Genomic DNA, 12741 nt, shown 5'->3' with positions numbered 1-12741 from the left:
AAAAATACATATTTATATTTTACTTTTTTATATAGAATAATTTAATATTTATACCTTTAATTTTAAAATAGCTTTTATGTCAAAGAATGTAGCTTATCTAAGGGTATCAACAGCTGACCAGGATCTTGAAAAAAATAAAGCAGAAATTTTATTTTTAGCGAATGACAAATCTTTAGGTAAAGTAGATTTTGTAGAAGAAAAAATCTCCGGAAAGATTCACTGGAGAAAACGTAAAATTGGTGAGATCATAGAGGATTTGCAAAAAGGAGATACTATCCTTTTAAATGAATTTTCCAGATTGGGACGAAGTATGCTTGAATGCATGGAAATTATTTCTATTGCGACAGAGAAAGGCATTAATATTTATACTGTCAAAGGAAACTGGCAACTTGACGATACCATACAAAGTAAAGTGATGGCAATGGTATTTTCTATGGTATCAGAGATTGAACGGGACTTGATTTCCAAAAGAACAAAAGAAGCGCTGCAGACAAAAAAAGCAAACGGAATTAAATTAGGTAGACCAAAAGGACCAGGAAAAAGTAAACTTGATACTCACAAATTGGAAATAGAAGCTTTACTTAAAAATGGTTCTACCAAAAAATTTATAGCAAAACGCTATAATTCGACTCCGGCGAACCTCCATAACTGGATAAAAAAAAATAAAATACAGGATTCCCCAAATTAGCTTTATAAATTTATCTATTAAAAATTAAATTTTAATAGATTTTATCCTTAACCCTGTTTTTTTTACTTTTCGTCGACCGACCCCTAAATGTTTTGACGATTAAAGCGGCTACAGCTGCCGGAACTATGGGTGGAACAAAAAGCGCGGTTGTTTTATCTGCAACTGATCAAACTTTAGTATCAAATGCTCCGCTTGGAAGTGCCTTAACACTGAATTTAGACTATACCATTCCAGCGGTGAAATCATCGTCTTCTGATATTTTAGGTAAACCAGCCGGAACTTATACACAAACAGTAACTTATACTGCGACGGCTTTATAATATTTTTTTTCATATTAATATTTTGTGATTTGGTGTATCAAAGGCTTCCTACAGGAGGCCTTTGATTTTGTATGTATCGATATCAGTATAGAGAAAATTCAAAATCCGGAAATAAGTATCTATTAGTTGTAGTAGAAGCATGTTTTTGGACATTTAAATCTAATTAATACATCACACCAAACATTCAGTAAATTTATTAAGCCGTTTTATATCTTTTTTAAAATTATCAAATTTCAAATACCTCTCCTCTCTTCGTTACTACGATTATCTAGTATATGAAATCTAACATCAAAATTATGATAATATACTAAATATTATAAATATATAAAATAAATTATTTTTAATATTTAATTATTCAATAATTAATATTATTTTTCCTTTTTACCTCTGAATAAAATAATTCTTAATATGGTAGGCTATTTTAAAAATTTATATAGCATTTAAGCTAAAGCTTTATTGGAACTGAAATTAAGATTGGTTATAATATAGTAAATAAAAATGGTTAATAAAATAGATTATTTTATTAATTGTGAATATAAGTTTATTTGCTATATTTGATAATTGTAATTATTTAATTTATGTCAGTTATTTCAATTATTACTCAGAAAGGTGGTGTAGGAAAGACTACAACAGCTATTCATGTAGGTGCAGCATTGGCGCAGAAAAAAGGAGTAAATGTTTTACTCGTTGATTTTGATAGTCAAAAAAACTTATCGATGGGATACGGGATTGAAGATGACTATCCTTATACTGTCAGAAATTTCTTGGATAACACGGGAGATTTTCGATTAAAACACCATGGCAGTTCTAATGTATACATTTTGGCAGGCGATGCCCTTCTTGAGGAAGAAGAGAATTATACTCGTGAAACTTTGAAGAAGAATCTCGGTAACCTTTTAGAGCAGATGCCTTTTGACTACGTTTTAATTGATTGCCCCCCTAGACCATTGATGAAAAAACTTACTTTGGGTGAAATGGCTCTTTGTGCTTCAGATTACGTAATGTCTCCAATAGAAGCTGAGCAATATTCTTTTGCAGGTATTGATAATCTTTTGCCAGCCTTTATGAATATTAAAGAAAATTATAATCCAGAATTAGAATTTTTAGGATTCTTTTTTAATAAGGTACTTACCAATACGGTTAATTTCAGAAAATATAGTGAAATGATTAAACAGGAAAAGGATGCTAATGATTATTTTTTCAAAACGTTCATACGTCAGGATATGAATATTGAAAAAGCTAAGCAGGAAGGTAAAAATATTTTTCAAATAAGTATGGGAAGTAGAGCTGCAGAAGATTATAAAAGTTTAGTAAAAGAAATAAAATCTAAAATCAAAAAGTATGAAAGCTAATTTATTTAAAAACTTCAAAACATTAAAAGAGAAAGAGGATGAGAAGAAGTTGGCTGATGATGTAAAAGTGGATAATGTCTCCGTAGTTGAAATTCCGGGAGAAGATTTAAAAATAGAAAATGAGTTAGATATTTCGAGTGGGAATATTACTACGAATGTAAATGGTAATAAAGAAAAAACCAATGATTCTATTACCGAGGCTTTTAGTTCGAAGCCTGTTGAAAAGAAAAGACCAATAAAAAAAGAGATTCTTGAAGCTCGAGCATCTTTACAAGAAAATAATAAAACTAAATCCGAGACATACTCTAAGAAAATAAATATAGATCAAGGTAAAAGGACTTTTACAGTGTTTTTAAAACCTGATTCGCTTGAATTTATTAAAGATCTTGTTTTTTATAAAGCTACTGCAGAAAGACAGATTTTTTATAATCAATCTGAGGCAATTATTGAATCTTTAGAGTTGATTATGCCTACATATAAGTCAATAACTCCAAGACCAGATTTTATTCGTGAGCAAGAAAAGACTAAAAAAGGAGGTAGAAAAAGAAATTCGGATGAAGTTTATGATGCTACCACAACGATATATATTCCTGGACAATATTTTGATTTTATAAAAGATGTTACCTACAACAAGGTAGTAGAAGGTAATTTGTATTTTAAGGATTGGGATTTACTTGAATCAAGTATCACTAAGCTAAAAAAGAAATACGGAGACAATATCCAACCCCGACCAGACTATATTCGTGAGGATGAAAAACTAAGAGGAAGAAAATCTAAAATAGATTCTTAATGGATTATCTAATGAATTGGGATAAAATAAAAACTGAAATAGACATTGAGCAATATTTTTTGTTCAAAATGGGAAGTCTATTCAGTTTTGATAAGTATAAACAAGCTTATATATCAGTTCAAAATGGAAAACACGGAGACATTATCCGTTTTTTTACCCATGAAAGAACTGGAGTAAAGATGTATTATTCTATTGTTTTCCAAGATAGCGGAGACATTATCCAATTTATTAAAAAAAGAATTCTTCAAAATACCAATGCATCTCCAGAGGAAATTAATCGTGAGTTAAAAGATTATTTGGGTTTAGGAAATATAAAAGATATTCCTAAAAAAGAAACGATATATTTTCAAAAAAACAGTCAGCCAAATGAAACAGGTTTTAAAGTTTACGGAAACATTATCCAAAAACTAAACCAACATTATAAATATCTAATAGGCTTTAGGAAGCTATCGCAAGAGGTTTTAGAGTCTGATTTATTCAATAATATATTTTTCACTTACCAAACATATGCTAACGAGAGTTTAGGATTCTATCTTAAGGATATTCATGGGGAAATCGTAGGTATTAACAGGATTCAGACACAAGAAAACGAATTCTTTAATAAGAAATGGTTTGACAAAAATTCTCAGAATAGAGTAGGGTTCACCTTTTCAAATAAATTAGCAAATACGGAGACATTATCCATTTTTGAAAGCGTTTTTGATGCGATAAGTTTTCATGAAATGTATAAGTTAGACTCCATTCAGTATTGCTCTACTAACGGAGAACTGAGTTTTAGGAAATCTCAACTTTTACACAATTATGTTATTCAGAATAATTTTAACAAAGTCATTTTAGGGAATGATAATGATTTAGCCGGCAATTATTTTAATTTAAATATCATTGGAACTTTCATAAAAGAAATTACCAAAATTAGTAAATCAGAGAACAATATTTGTATTGAATTACAAAGTGTTACAGAAAGGAAAAAAATAAATATTCTGCTGCAGTTTTTCAAAAAATCAAATTCTAAATTCATCCTGGATGATGATACCGAACTTCCACAATCTTATTTTACGGAAACATTATCCGGAAATATAAATGTTTATTTTTTCATTATTCCTAATGAGCTAGAATCTATTCAATTTTTTGTAGGTTTGCTTATGCGAGCCTGGGATTTAGAAAGTATAATTACAATCTATCAGCCTATTCATAAAGATTTCAACGAAGACCTTATTCAATATAAAAACACAATTCATGGCTAAAAAAGAAGCGCAACCATCTGTAAAAAGAGAAATGTTAACCTCAAAACCTAGAAAGAAAGTACTTATTTCTAATGATTTTCGGGAAATTTTAATTTCGCAGGAAACATCTATTATCGAGCAGAGAATTATTACTATGATTCTGTCTGCCATTAAAGATGAGCAGTCTATGTTTATTAGTGTGAAGCCTCCAATTGCAGATTCTACCAACAAACAATTGTCATTTGATGATTATTTTGAAGGCTGGGCACATCAGGGAGTTATTGATTTTTCTGTTTCTATCAATGATTTGAATCCAGGTAGAAAGATGAAAAATTCTGTGATACAAGAGGCATTGGTTAATATGACTAATATAAATTGGCTAAGGCTTAAAGATGATACTATCAATGGATATAAGGCGGTTCCTTTCATCTTAGAGCCAAGTTGGAATAAGAAAAATATTTTTTTCAAAATGGATAAAGCTGTAATGCAGCATCTTTTGAACATGTCTCAGTATTATTCTATAAAAAAAGATCTGTCTTTTAACACATCAACCAACAATACCCTTCGTTTCCTAATGTGGATTGTAAAATTTAATAAATTAGGAGGAATTGTGAAAGATTACACACAGCTGTTAAAAGAACTCTTTATTCCTTTAAATAAGTATGAGGGTCATTATCGCTTCGAAAGAGATTTTTTGGTACGTGTAAAGGCTGATTTAGATAACTTTAATGATATTAGCTTCAACTATAGTTATAAAGAAGGCAACTATCACTTTGTAATTTATAATACACAGAATGCTGTTGGGGTTGATGAAAAATTCCCAACGCTTGACCAGCTTCAAATTGAGAGAGCCTTAAAATATCTAAAAAAACAAAGAGGTTTGGATGATCAACAGGTGAGGGTGATGAAGAAGCTGTACGAGGTTAAAGGATATAAAGAACTATCTAAGCATCTTAAAAGAAAAATAGAAATAAATTTGAAAGGTGAAGGCTATATTAAAGCTGTTTTTGCTCTACTTGAACAAATTTAGGATAATGTCTCCGTAAATGAGGATATTGACTCCGTAAAACAAGATAATGTCTCCGTAAAACGAGATAATGTCTCCGTATTTTTGGATAATGTCTCCGACTTTTTGGATAATGTTTCCGTCTAAGTAATTTTAAAACAGTCCTAACTACCTATTAATAAAGGGATTTTCTTTTTCTTTTTTCCTTCCTTAATTATTTTAATATTTTATAAGTATTCTATTTTTAATAATAAAAATAAGAAATGTTAATAAATAATAAGGGGAAAAATAATAACAGGAGCATTGTAGACGCCTCTTACTATAGAATAATTACTTATAAAAATTGGATAATGTTTCCGATAATTATTAAATTCCTAAAAAAGATAACGTTTACTTTTTTATTAATATAATATATAAAATAACATATTGTATTAATGGAATTTATTTTGTATATTTTAATTGTTTACTTTTCATAAAATATAAACTGAAAAATTAATTTAAATTTTATCACTGATAATCAATTAGTTTAAAATTTATTTAATTAATGTCAAAATCAATTCGTCAAAAGAAAAATCAATAATTTATATTTGCCTCAATAAAAATATTACGCAAAGCGTAAGCTATCATATTGGATAAAGAAAGCCGCTAACTTTTAATTTACCCCAGACATGATAGACTTACGCCTGCGCCTCAAATACGGGGCGTGGGCTGAGTCTTTCTGGGGTTAGGTTCTTAGCGGCACCTCTTTATCGGATTGGCTTCGGTTCCACGCCTTTGTTATTTCTAAACCTGATATCTGGCGCCGGTATCATTCAATTCTTAATTAATTATGTCAGTATCTAAACTTGCACTTTTTAGTGTGATGCATTTCTTATGCAGTTTTTTCGATGTAAATCTTTTCTTTAGAAAAGAAAGGTTAATTCAAATGTATCAATTGTTTAATTCAAAATTTTATCATTATGGATAATGAAAGAAATGAGAATGGTAGATTTAAAAAAGGTAGGAAGCATCCTTTAAAACCTGCACATGAGATTCAGCAGATATCAGATGCTATGCACGGTAAGACATACAGATATCTTGGTAGAAAGTCATCGGATAATAGATATGGATTATTTGAATGTTTAGTTCACAAGACAACTTTTGAGCAGATTATCTCCATACACTTGAACGGACAAACTCCAAAGAACTGTACCCAGTGTTATCACAAAAAACTGAGTGATATTCAGAAGAGAGTTCAACGAGAGTGGATTGGCAACCGCAAGAAGCATCCCCGATATAGAAGTAATCAGGCAATTACTCAGGCAAGTAATGAGAAATTTCTTGGAAGATATAAATTCTTAGGCAGGTGTGAAGATTTCCGCTACGGAAAATTTGAATGTCAGCACAAAAATATTCTCACTCAAGTTATCTATCAGCACACCAAAGGAGTTCATCCCATGGGATGTAAAGAGTGCATCAATGAAGTCAGAAATTTTCCGAAGAGAAGTGATGAAGAAATCAGGATGTTAGGTTATCAGCATTTTGAGGGAAAAGTCTATTTTCTGGGCAGATTAAAAACTAAAAAGCATTACGGAAAAATTATCTGCCGGGAGCATGGAGTTTCTTTTGAGCAGTCGATAACAAATTACATTAAGGGTGTAAGAGGTTGCGTTTTGTGCAGAAGAGAATCCAGTAAATTTCAAAAAGCAGTATTCAATTATTTGAAAACTCAGTTTTCTGAAGATGATATTGAAACAGAAAAGAAATTTGAAGATTGTAAAAATTTTTATCAGCTGCGTTTTGATTTCTACATTAAAAGTAAAAATCTGTTGATTGAATGCGACGGAATTCAGCATTTTACACTTCAGGATTATTGGGGCGGGGAAGAGGGCTTCAAGGTTCGTGTTTTTAATGATGAAATTAAAAATGATTACACGAAAAAAAATAAAATTCATTTTGTAAGAATTGCCTTTTACGAGCAGAACAAAATCGAAGAAATCATGCAGAATATACTTGTCCAATTTCACACCGGACAGTCAATCTATAGAATTCATAATAATAAACTGCCTGAATAAAATAAATATCTCCAAAATTTTTTGGAGATATTTATTTTACATTATCCCTAAAGATTAATCTGCATTTTAATTGCGAGAAGTTTGTTGTTTGAAATTCTGAAAATTAAATTTGAGATTATTTTTTATGATTATCTGCTGCATTGTTTGCTATATTTATCTCATTTAATACCAGAGCTTGCAATTCATCTTTTGGTAGTAATAGCTGATATTCAGCGACCCCAATAGGTTTATTTATGTCTTGAAGTGCTATTTCTACATCGAGATGGTCTTTGTCGGCACAAAGTATAATACCTATAGAAGGGTTTTCGTTTTCTCCTTTTTCCAGTTTATCGAGCAGCGAAAGATAGAGATTCATTTTTCCTACATATTCAGCCTTAAAACTTCCAATTTTTAGTTCAATTGCTACTAGGGATTGTAAGCCTCTATGATAAAAAAGCATGTCAACAAAATATTCTTTGTTGTTATATTCTAGTCTGTATTGATTTCCTATAAAAGAAAATCCTTTGCCGAGTTCTAGTACAAAAGCTCTTATTTTAGCTATTATTCTACCTTCCAGTTCCAATTCTTTAACAGGTTCCGTAATACCTAAAAAGCCTAAATTATAAGTGCTTTTAAATACTTCATTAGCATATTCAGCACTCAATTCGGGTAGGGTAGAGCGGAAATTATTTGTCTTAAGTTGACTTTCTGCCCTGCTATAAGTATCCATTTTAATAGCATTGAGTAATAAATCTCTTGACCATCCTTTTTCTACTATTTCATTTGCATAAAACTCTATGGCAGAAAGAGATTCTATTTTGTCTAGTAATAATAAATTATGTCCCCAAGGTAAAACTGCTACGCTCTGTAGCAGTTTTGAATCTGCCATATAATATCGTTCATAAAAACGTTTCATATTCCATAGATTACGAGGCGAAAGTCCCATATCAGGAAATTCATTTTTGAGGTCAACAGACAACTGTTTTACGACACCACTTCCATAGCCTTCTTCTAATTGTTTTTCAAAAAGTAATTTTCCCAAATTCCAATATACAGAAGTAGCAGAACTACTAATTTGCTTTGCAATAAATGTTCGCGCATTTTGGATCTGACTAATAGCTGCACTTAGAATCTCACTATAATCTGAATCATTTATGTTTTTTTGAGAAATATTGCTCATTTTTTTATTCTTAACTGACATTTATACTGCTCCAAATTTTTAATTTTCACCAATACAAATTATTTAAAAAGATTTACAGTTTTGCTAAATTACAAAACAATTATTTATACTTATAGCTTCAATAATTATTCAATAATTTTACAATTTTCTCCAATAAAAAATTCAGATTACTATTCGATATTTTTAATTTCAAACTATGTAAAATCTGACAAAAAATTACTTTTCAATTCTGTGATAGAACTTACAAAATATTTACGAAAGATTATTTCTGTAGAAGATTATGAATGTATCTTATTAGAGCAAAATAATCCTCATTTTGGTTGAAAGAAAATTTCTGTAATTTTTATGATTTCTATCTTCGTTTTTAGAATGAAAGTAGACTTTTATTATTGAGTTAATTTTGGAAAAAACTTCCAAAATTTCCAAAAAAAAGAAAACAAATTTTGCTGAAAATTGACAATCTAATTTTTAAAAAATCTAAAAAAAACTAAAAATATGTCAGCAAAAAACTAAAAAAAAGAATATCCTTTTTTAATAATGAATCAAAATTTAATTTGAATTTCAGTTAAAATATAAGACTATAATTACACTTAAATTTTCTTTCAAAAATCTAAGAAGATAAAATTTTAGTAACTTCTACATTAAATATTATCCGTTTGTAATGATTTACAAACGGATTTTCATTGACACTTTTCTTTGATTTTTATATCATTTTTAATTAATGTCAAATATGATGCATGGTTTTTTAATATGATAATTTAACTTTACTATATATTAAGGAAGCGAGGTGCTAAAATGTCATGACAAAATTACAATTCACTTTGTTACTTTTCATATTGACCTGCATTTTAGAACCTCGCCCTGCGGGGCAAATAAGAAGAAATTTCTTTACGCTTGCGCTAAAATTTTCTAGTTTAAAAAAATGAATTAATCAAATTATTAGAATAATGAACAACAAAAAAGAAGAGCCTAGAAATAAAAAAATTGAACTTAGAGTTAGTGAATCTGAGAAGATAAAATATCAAAAAAAAGCAGCAACTTCCCATCTTACTATATCAGAATATTTGAGAGAATTTTTAGAGAATGGACAAGTCAATATTGTTGAAATTGATAATGGAAACGATGCTCAAAAAATGATTTATGATGAAAGAAAAGTATTGATAGGAATTGGAAGTAATCTCAATCAATTGACCAGGTATACCCATCAAAATAAAAAACTTCATCAAGATATAGAAATGTTGATTGAGGAATTAAAAAGTATATTAATTAACTAGTTTTTATGATTATTAATGCAACAACCGGTACCGGATTTTTAGGAGCTATTTCATATATCCATAAAGAGCATGAGAAGGATTTTTCTCAGGAACAAATGCCTAAAATTTTAGAAGAAAATATGGTTTTCGGAACGGTCCCTGAACAAGCATATTTGATGCGAAGTATTGCCATTAGAAATGCAAAAAGTAGTCGTCCAGTTTTACATTTATCGATAAGTTTTCACCAAGAAGAAATCATTAGTGAAGTGACCCGTGATTTAATTTTTGATAAAATATTGGAAGAATTAGGAGCCACCAGAGATAATAATCAGTTCATTATTGCTCAGCATTTTGATGCAGCTCATGAGCACTATCATATTTTACTCAACAAAGTTGGTTTTGATAGAAGTAATATTAATACAAGTTACATTGTAAATAAATGTCAAGTAATAGCAGATAAAATTGAGAAAGAAGTTGATCTCAGAAGAACTCCGGGAAGAACTATTATTTATGACCCAACCAATCCAAAAGGATTTCGATATACTACTCCGGAAGAGAGAAATAAAAAAGAAATATTTTTAGATAAAAGTGTAGGTGTTAGAGATGTAAAAACATTTCTCAAGAAGACTATTGATTCTTTAATGCAACAGACTTTTAATGTAACAGATTTGCTTAAAAAATTAGAGAAAAATGGAATTGATTGTAGGGCGAATTTTAGTAAAGATGGAATTTTAAAAGGTATTTCTTTCAAATACAATAATCAATCTTACAAAGGAACTCAGATAGGATTAAAATCTAAAGAAATAGAAAATTTTTATGTTCAAAAAAATCAATATTTAATAGTTGAAAAAACTTCTAAGAACTTTACAAAACCTGAAAATATTGTAGAAAAATCGGCAAAGGAAATTTATGAAGAAACAAAAATAGAGTTTACAAAGACAATAAGAAAATTAGAAAAAATGCTCTACGGTTATAAAAATGCTACTCAAAAAGTGGCTGATAAAATTATGGCTGGAGAAATTAAAATAGACGCTTTAATTAAAAACCTGGAAGATTCTAATTTTAAGATAAATAATCAAACGAGTTTTTATGAAGGATTTTCTTTTGATACTGATATTCTCATTCGATGGATGGAAAGAAATATCGCTAGTATAGAAAAACAAAAAAAAGAATATGAGCAAAAAATATTAGAGTATAACAATCTTATGAATCAGCCTAAAAAAGAGACTTCATTTTTAATGTTTTTTGGAAATAAGAGAAAAATTAAATCTGAAAATGAAGAGCTGGATCTAAAAAAACAAATGGCTATCATTCCAAAATTAGACATTTCTGGTATTGGTAGTGAAGTTAGTATTCAACAAGAGATTAATTTGGAGATTAAAAGATACAGAGATAGATTACAAAATATTGAAACCAAAGAACGAATTAGAATTGCTCAGGAAGAAGAGCTTAAGTTAAAACAAGAAGCTGAGAAAGCTCTTTCCAAGGCTCATGTGGACAAATATCAAGCTCATCGTGAGAAGTTTGTGAATTCTGAAGATTATAAAACAAATTTTTTGGAATATTATGAACATGAGAGTATCCTTAAAGACCTATATTGGTTAGATAAACATTTTAGTGATTTAGAAACTGAACATGATAAAATTGAGTTTTTAAAAGTGAATTTTAGTCTTAATGATAATGAAGCATTTTATTTAAGTGAGAGATTTTTCGATTTGGATACTAAAGTGAATTTGATAAAAAAGCAAATAATTAACTCGCTTCCAGACCGTCTCATTAGAGAGGGAGAAAATGATAATAAGATTAGTAAAGGTATGAGGTTGAGATAAATAGTAAAAATGCGGATTAAAATTTCGATATTAAATTGATTGGATAAACAAAGCCAATCACACATATTTAGAAAGAAAAAAACAACGGAAATAGTATATAAAATAATCCGAAAGATTAAGATATCTTCCGGATTATTACTTTGATTGATAGTTTATCTATTGATATTATGCCCATCATTATTAGGCGTGAAAGGTGAAAGTATCAATGTAAAACTATTTTCGCTACTTTCAAATAAAGAAACTGAAGAACCTAATTTTTTTTCTGTTATCCGAATAATTTCTTGCTGAAAAGATTCTATATTAGCCACTTCATAATGGTCAATAATTATATATCCTGTCTTATTTTTTAGATTATTATAATTTATATCTACATAATTAGAATAATTTCTCAAGTATACCTCATTTTTCAAATTTTTACAGCTTCCCGATAAAGAATATTTTAAAATATAATCTCCTTTCGAAAATCTCATCTGAAAAAACATACAGTCATCAGATATTCTGTTTTCAGTTAGAAAATAATTTTCGGATTTTCCAATCTCATCATCGTACTTTTTGCATTGAATAATGGAAAAGATAATTACGATTCCAAAAATTATAAAATTTAATCTATTATTTATCATAATCTTGCACCCAAATATATACTTTAATGGTTAACAAATGTTGATGTTCCCAAATGATTACCAAAGATTTTTTTTGCTGAAAATGTAGTTGTGTTATTATTTTTCACTCAAAGTCATGAGACTTTGCCTAGCGGGACTCAGGTTAATAATGAAACCCAACTTCCTAAAAAAATTGGGTTTCATTTGTTTATCGTGTACGAGCGTGACGGTCGCACAATCGGGGTTCTTTCAGTTCTACAGATATATAACTGCCAAGACCTGATTTTTCAAAATTTCTCTTAGAGGCTGTTTAAATTTTATTGAGTAATAATTTTATGGCAGATAATTTGACCATGTTTTCAGAACTTTCCATTAGAAGTTCATAATTCCTGCATAATCTTCTATCATTATCAAACCAAGAAAAAGTACGTTCTATAATCCATCGTTTATGAATGGGCTCAAATTCTC

11 protein-coding genes and 1 pseudogene are annotated in these 12741 nt (G+C 29.2%); 9 read left to right on the top strand and 3 right to left on the bottom strand.

What is annotated here, in order from left to right; translation table 11 throughout:
• Nucleotides 1–76: 76 nt before the first annotated feature.
• From IW16_RS25055 to IW16_RS26005, 7 genes and pseudogenes are all read left to right on the top strand, one after another.
• Nucleotides 77–688 carry a recombinase family protein gene (locus IW16_RS25055; RefSeq protein ID WP_034751495.1) on the top strand — a complete coding sequence of 204 codons (612 nt, stop codon included), beginning with the start codon at nucleotides 77–79 and terminating at the stop codon, nucleotides 686–688.
• A gap of 80 nt (nucleotides 689–768) precedes the next feature.
• Nucleotides 769–1008 (top strand): annotated as a pseudogene (locus IW16_RS25050) (peptidoglycan-binding protein LysM); the annotation flags it as partial.
• 578 nt (nucleotides 1009–1586) lie between these two features.
• Entirely contained in the window at nucleotides 1587–2360 is a 774-nt protein-coding gene (locus tag IW16_RS25045) for a ParA family protein (protein ID WP_034751492.1), read from the top strand.
• Nucleotides 2350–3150 (top strand): hypothetical protein, encoded by an 801-nt coding sequence (locus tag IW16_RS25040; RefSeq protein WP_034751490.1) that lies wholly within the window; start codon nucleotides 2350–2352, stop codon nucleotides 3148–3150. Before IW16_RS25045 ends, IW16_RS25040 begins: the two co-directional genes overlap by 11 nt.
• Entirely contained in the window at nucleotides 3150–4394 is a 1245-nt protein-coding gene (locus IW16_RS25035; RefSeq protein WP_034751489.1) for a toprim domain-containing protein, read from the top strand. Before IW16_RS25040 ends, IW16_RS25035 begins: the two co-directional genes overlap by 1 nt.
• The gene (locus IW16_RS25030; RefSeq protein ID WP_034751488.1) at nucleotides 4387–5403 is read left to right on the top strand and encodes a replication initiation protein; all 1017 of its coding nucleotides are present in this window, start codon (nucleotides 4387–4389) and stop codon (nucleotides 5401–5403) included. Before IW16_RS25035 ends, IW16_RS25030 begins: the two co-directional genes overlap by 8 nt.
• A gap of 935 nt (nucleotides 5404–6338) precedes the next feature.
• A complete protein-coding gene (locus IW16_RS26005) occupies nucleotides 6339–7433 on the top strand; it encodes a PDDEXK family nuclease (RefSeq protein ID WP_051890785.1) in 1095 nt (364 codons plus the stop codon).
• 115 nt (nucleotides 7434–7548) lie between these two features.
• Here IW16_RS26005 and IW16_RS25020 read toward each other — a convergent pair whose 3' ends face one another.
• Complete coding sequence (locus IW16_RS25020; RefSeq protein ID WP_228376998.1) at nucleotides 7549–8613, bottom strand: PDDEXK nuclease domain-containing protein; 1065 nt, start codon at nucleotides 8611–8613, stop codon at nucleotides 7549–7551.
• Nucleotides 8614–9539: 926 nt separating this feature from the next.
• Here IW16_RS25020 and IW16_RS25015 point away from each other — a divergent pair.
• Both IW16_RS25015 and IW16_RS25010 read left to right on the top strand, forming a co-directional pair.
• Nucleotides 9540–9866 carry a plasmid mobilization protein gene (locus IW16_RS25015; protein ID WP_034751487.1) on the top strand — a complete coding sequence of 109 codons (327 nt, stop codon included), beginning with the start codon at nucleotides 9540–9542 and terminating at the stop codon, nucleotides 9864–9866.
• 5 nt (nucleotides 9867–9871) lie between these two features.
• Nucleotides 9872–11674: a relaxase/mobilization nuclease domain-containing protein gene (locus IW16_RS25010; RefSeq protein WP_034751485.1), complete on the top strand. Its 1803-nt coding sequence runs from the start codon at nucleotides 9872–9874 to the stop codon at nucleotides 11672–11674.
• Nucleotides 11675–11826: 152 nt separating this feature from the next.
• Here IW16_RS25010 and IW16_RS25005 read toward each other — a convergent pair whose 3' ends face one another.
• A complete protein-coding gene (locus IW16_RS25005) occupies nucleotides 11827–12294 on the bottom strand; it encodes a hypothetical protein (RefSeq protein ID WP_034751484.1) in 468 nt (155 codons plus the stop codon).
• A gap of 289 nt (nucleotides 12295–12583) precedes the next feature.
• On the bottom strand, nucleotides 12584–12709 hold the full coding sequence (locus IW16_RS25000; protein ID WP_262485519.1) for a hypothetical protein: 126 nt from the start codon (nucleotides 12707–12709) through the stop codon (nucleotides 12584–12586).
• Between the last annotated feature and the right edge of the window lie 32 nt (nucleotides 12710–12741).

The sequence above is a fragment of the Chryseobacterium vrystaatense genome, from assembly GCF_000737765.1.
Taxonomy (GTDB): domain Bacteria; phylum Bacteroidota; class Bacteroidia; order Flavobacteriales; family Weeksellaceae; genus Chryseobacterium; species Chryseobacterium vrystaatense.
This window is presented reverse-complemented; position numbering and strand designations above follow the sequence as displayed.

What these genes read in the sequence shown, in the direction of transcription:
- IW16_RS25055 (WP_034751495.1), top strand. Translation starts at nt 77, where the DNA reads ATGTCAAAGAATGTAGCTTATCTAAGGGTATCAACAGCTGACCAGGAT.
- IW16_RS25045 (WP_034751492.1), top strand. Translation starts at nt 1,587, where the DNA reads ATGTCAGTTATTTCAATTATTACTCAGAAAGGTGGTGTAGGAAAGACT.
- IW16_RS25040 (WP_034751490.1), top strand. Translation starts at nt 2,350, where the DNA reads ATGAAAGCTAATTTATTTAAAAACTTCAAAACATTAAAAGAGAAAGAG.
- IW16_RS25035 (WP_034751489.1), top strand. Translation starts at nt 3,150, where the DNA reads ATGGATTATCTAATGAATTGGGATAAAATAAAAACTGAAATAGACATT.
- IW16_RS25030 (WP_034751488.1), top strand. Translation starts at nt 4,387, where the DNA reads ATGGCTAAAAAAGAAGCGCAACCATCTGTAAAAAGAGAAATGTTAACC.
- IW16_RS26005 (WP_051890785.1), top strand. Translation starts at nt 6,339, where the DNA reads ATGGATAATGAAAGAAATGAGAATGGTAGATTTAAAAAAGGTAGGAAG.
- IW16_RS25020 (WP_228376998.1), bottom strand. Translation starts at nt 8,613, where the DNA reads ATGTCAGTTAAGAATAAAAAAATGAGCAATATTTCTCAAAAAAACATA.
- IW16_RS25015 (WP_034751487.1), top strand. Translation starts at nt 9,540, where the DNA reads ATGAACAACAAAAAAGAAGAGCCTAGAAATAAAAAAATTGAACTTAGA.
- IW16_RS25010 (WP_034751485.1), top strand. Translation starts at nt 9,872, where the DNA reads ATGATTATTAATGCAACAACCGGTACCGGATTTTTAGGAGCTATTTCA.
- IW16_RS25005 (WP_034751484.1), bottom strand. Translation starts at nt 12,294, where the DNA reads ATGATAAATAATAGATTAAATTTTATAATTTTTGGAATCGTAATTATC.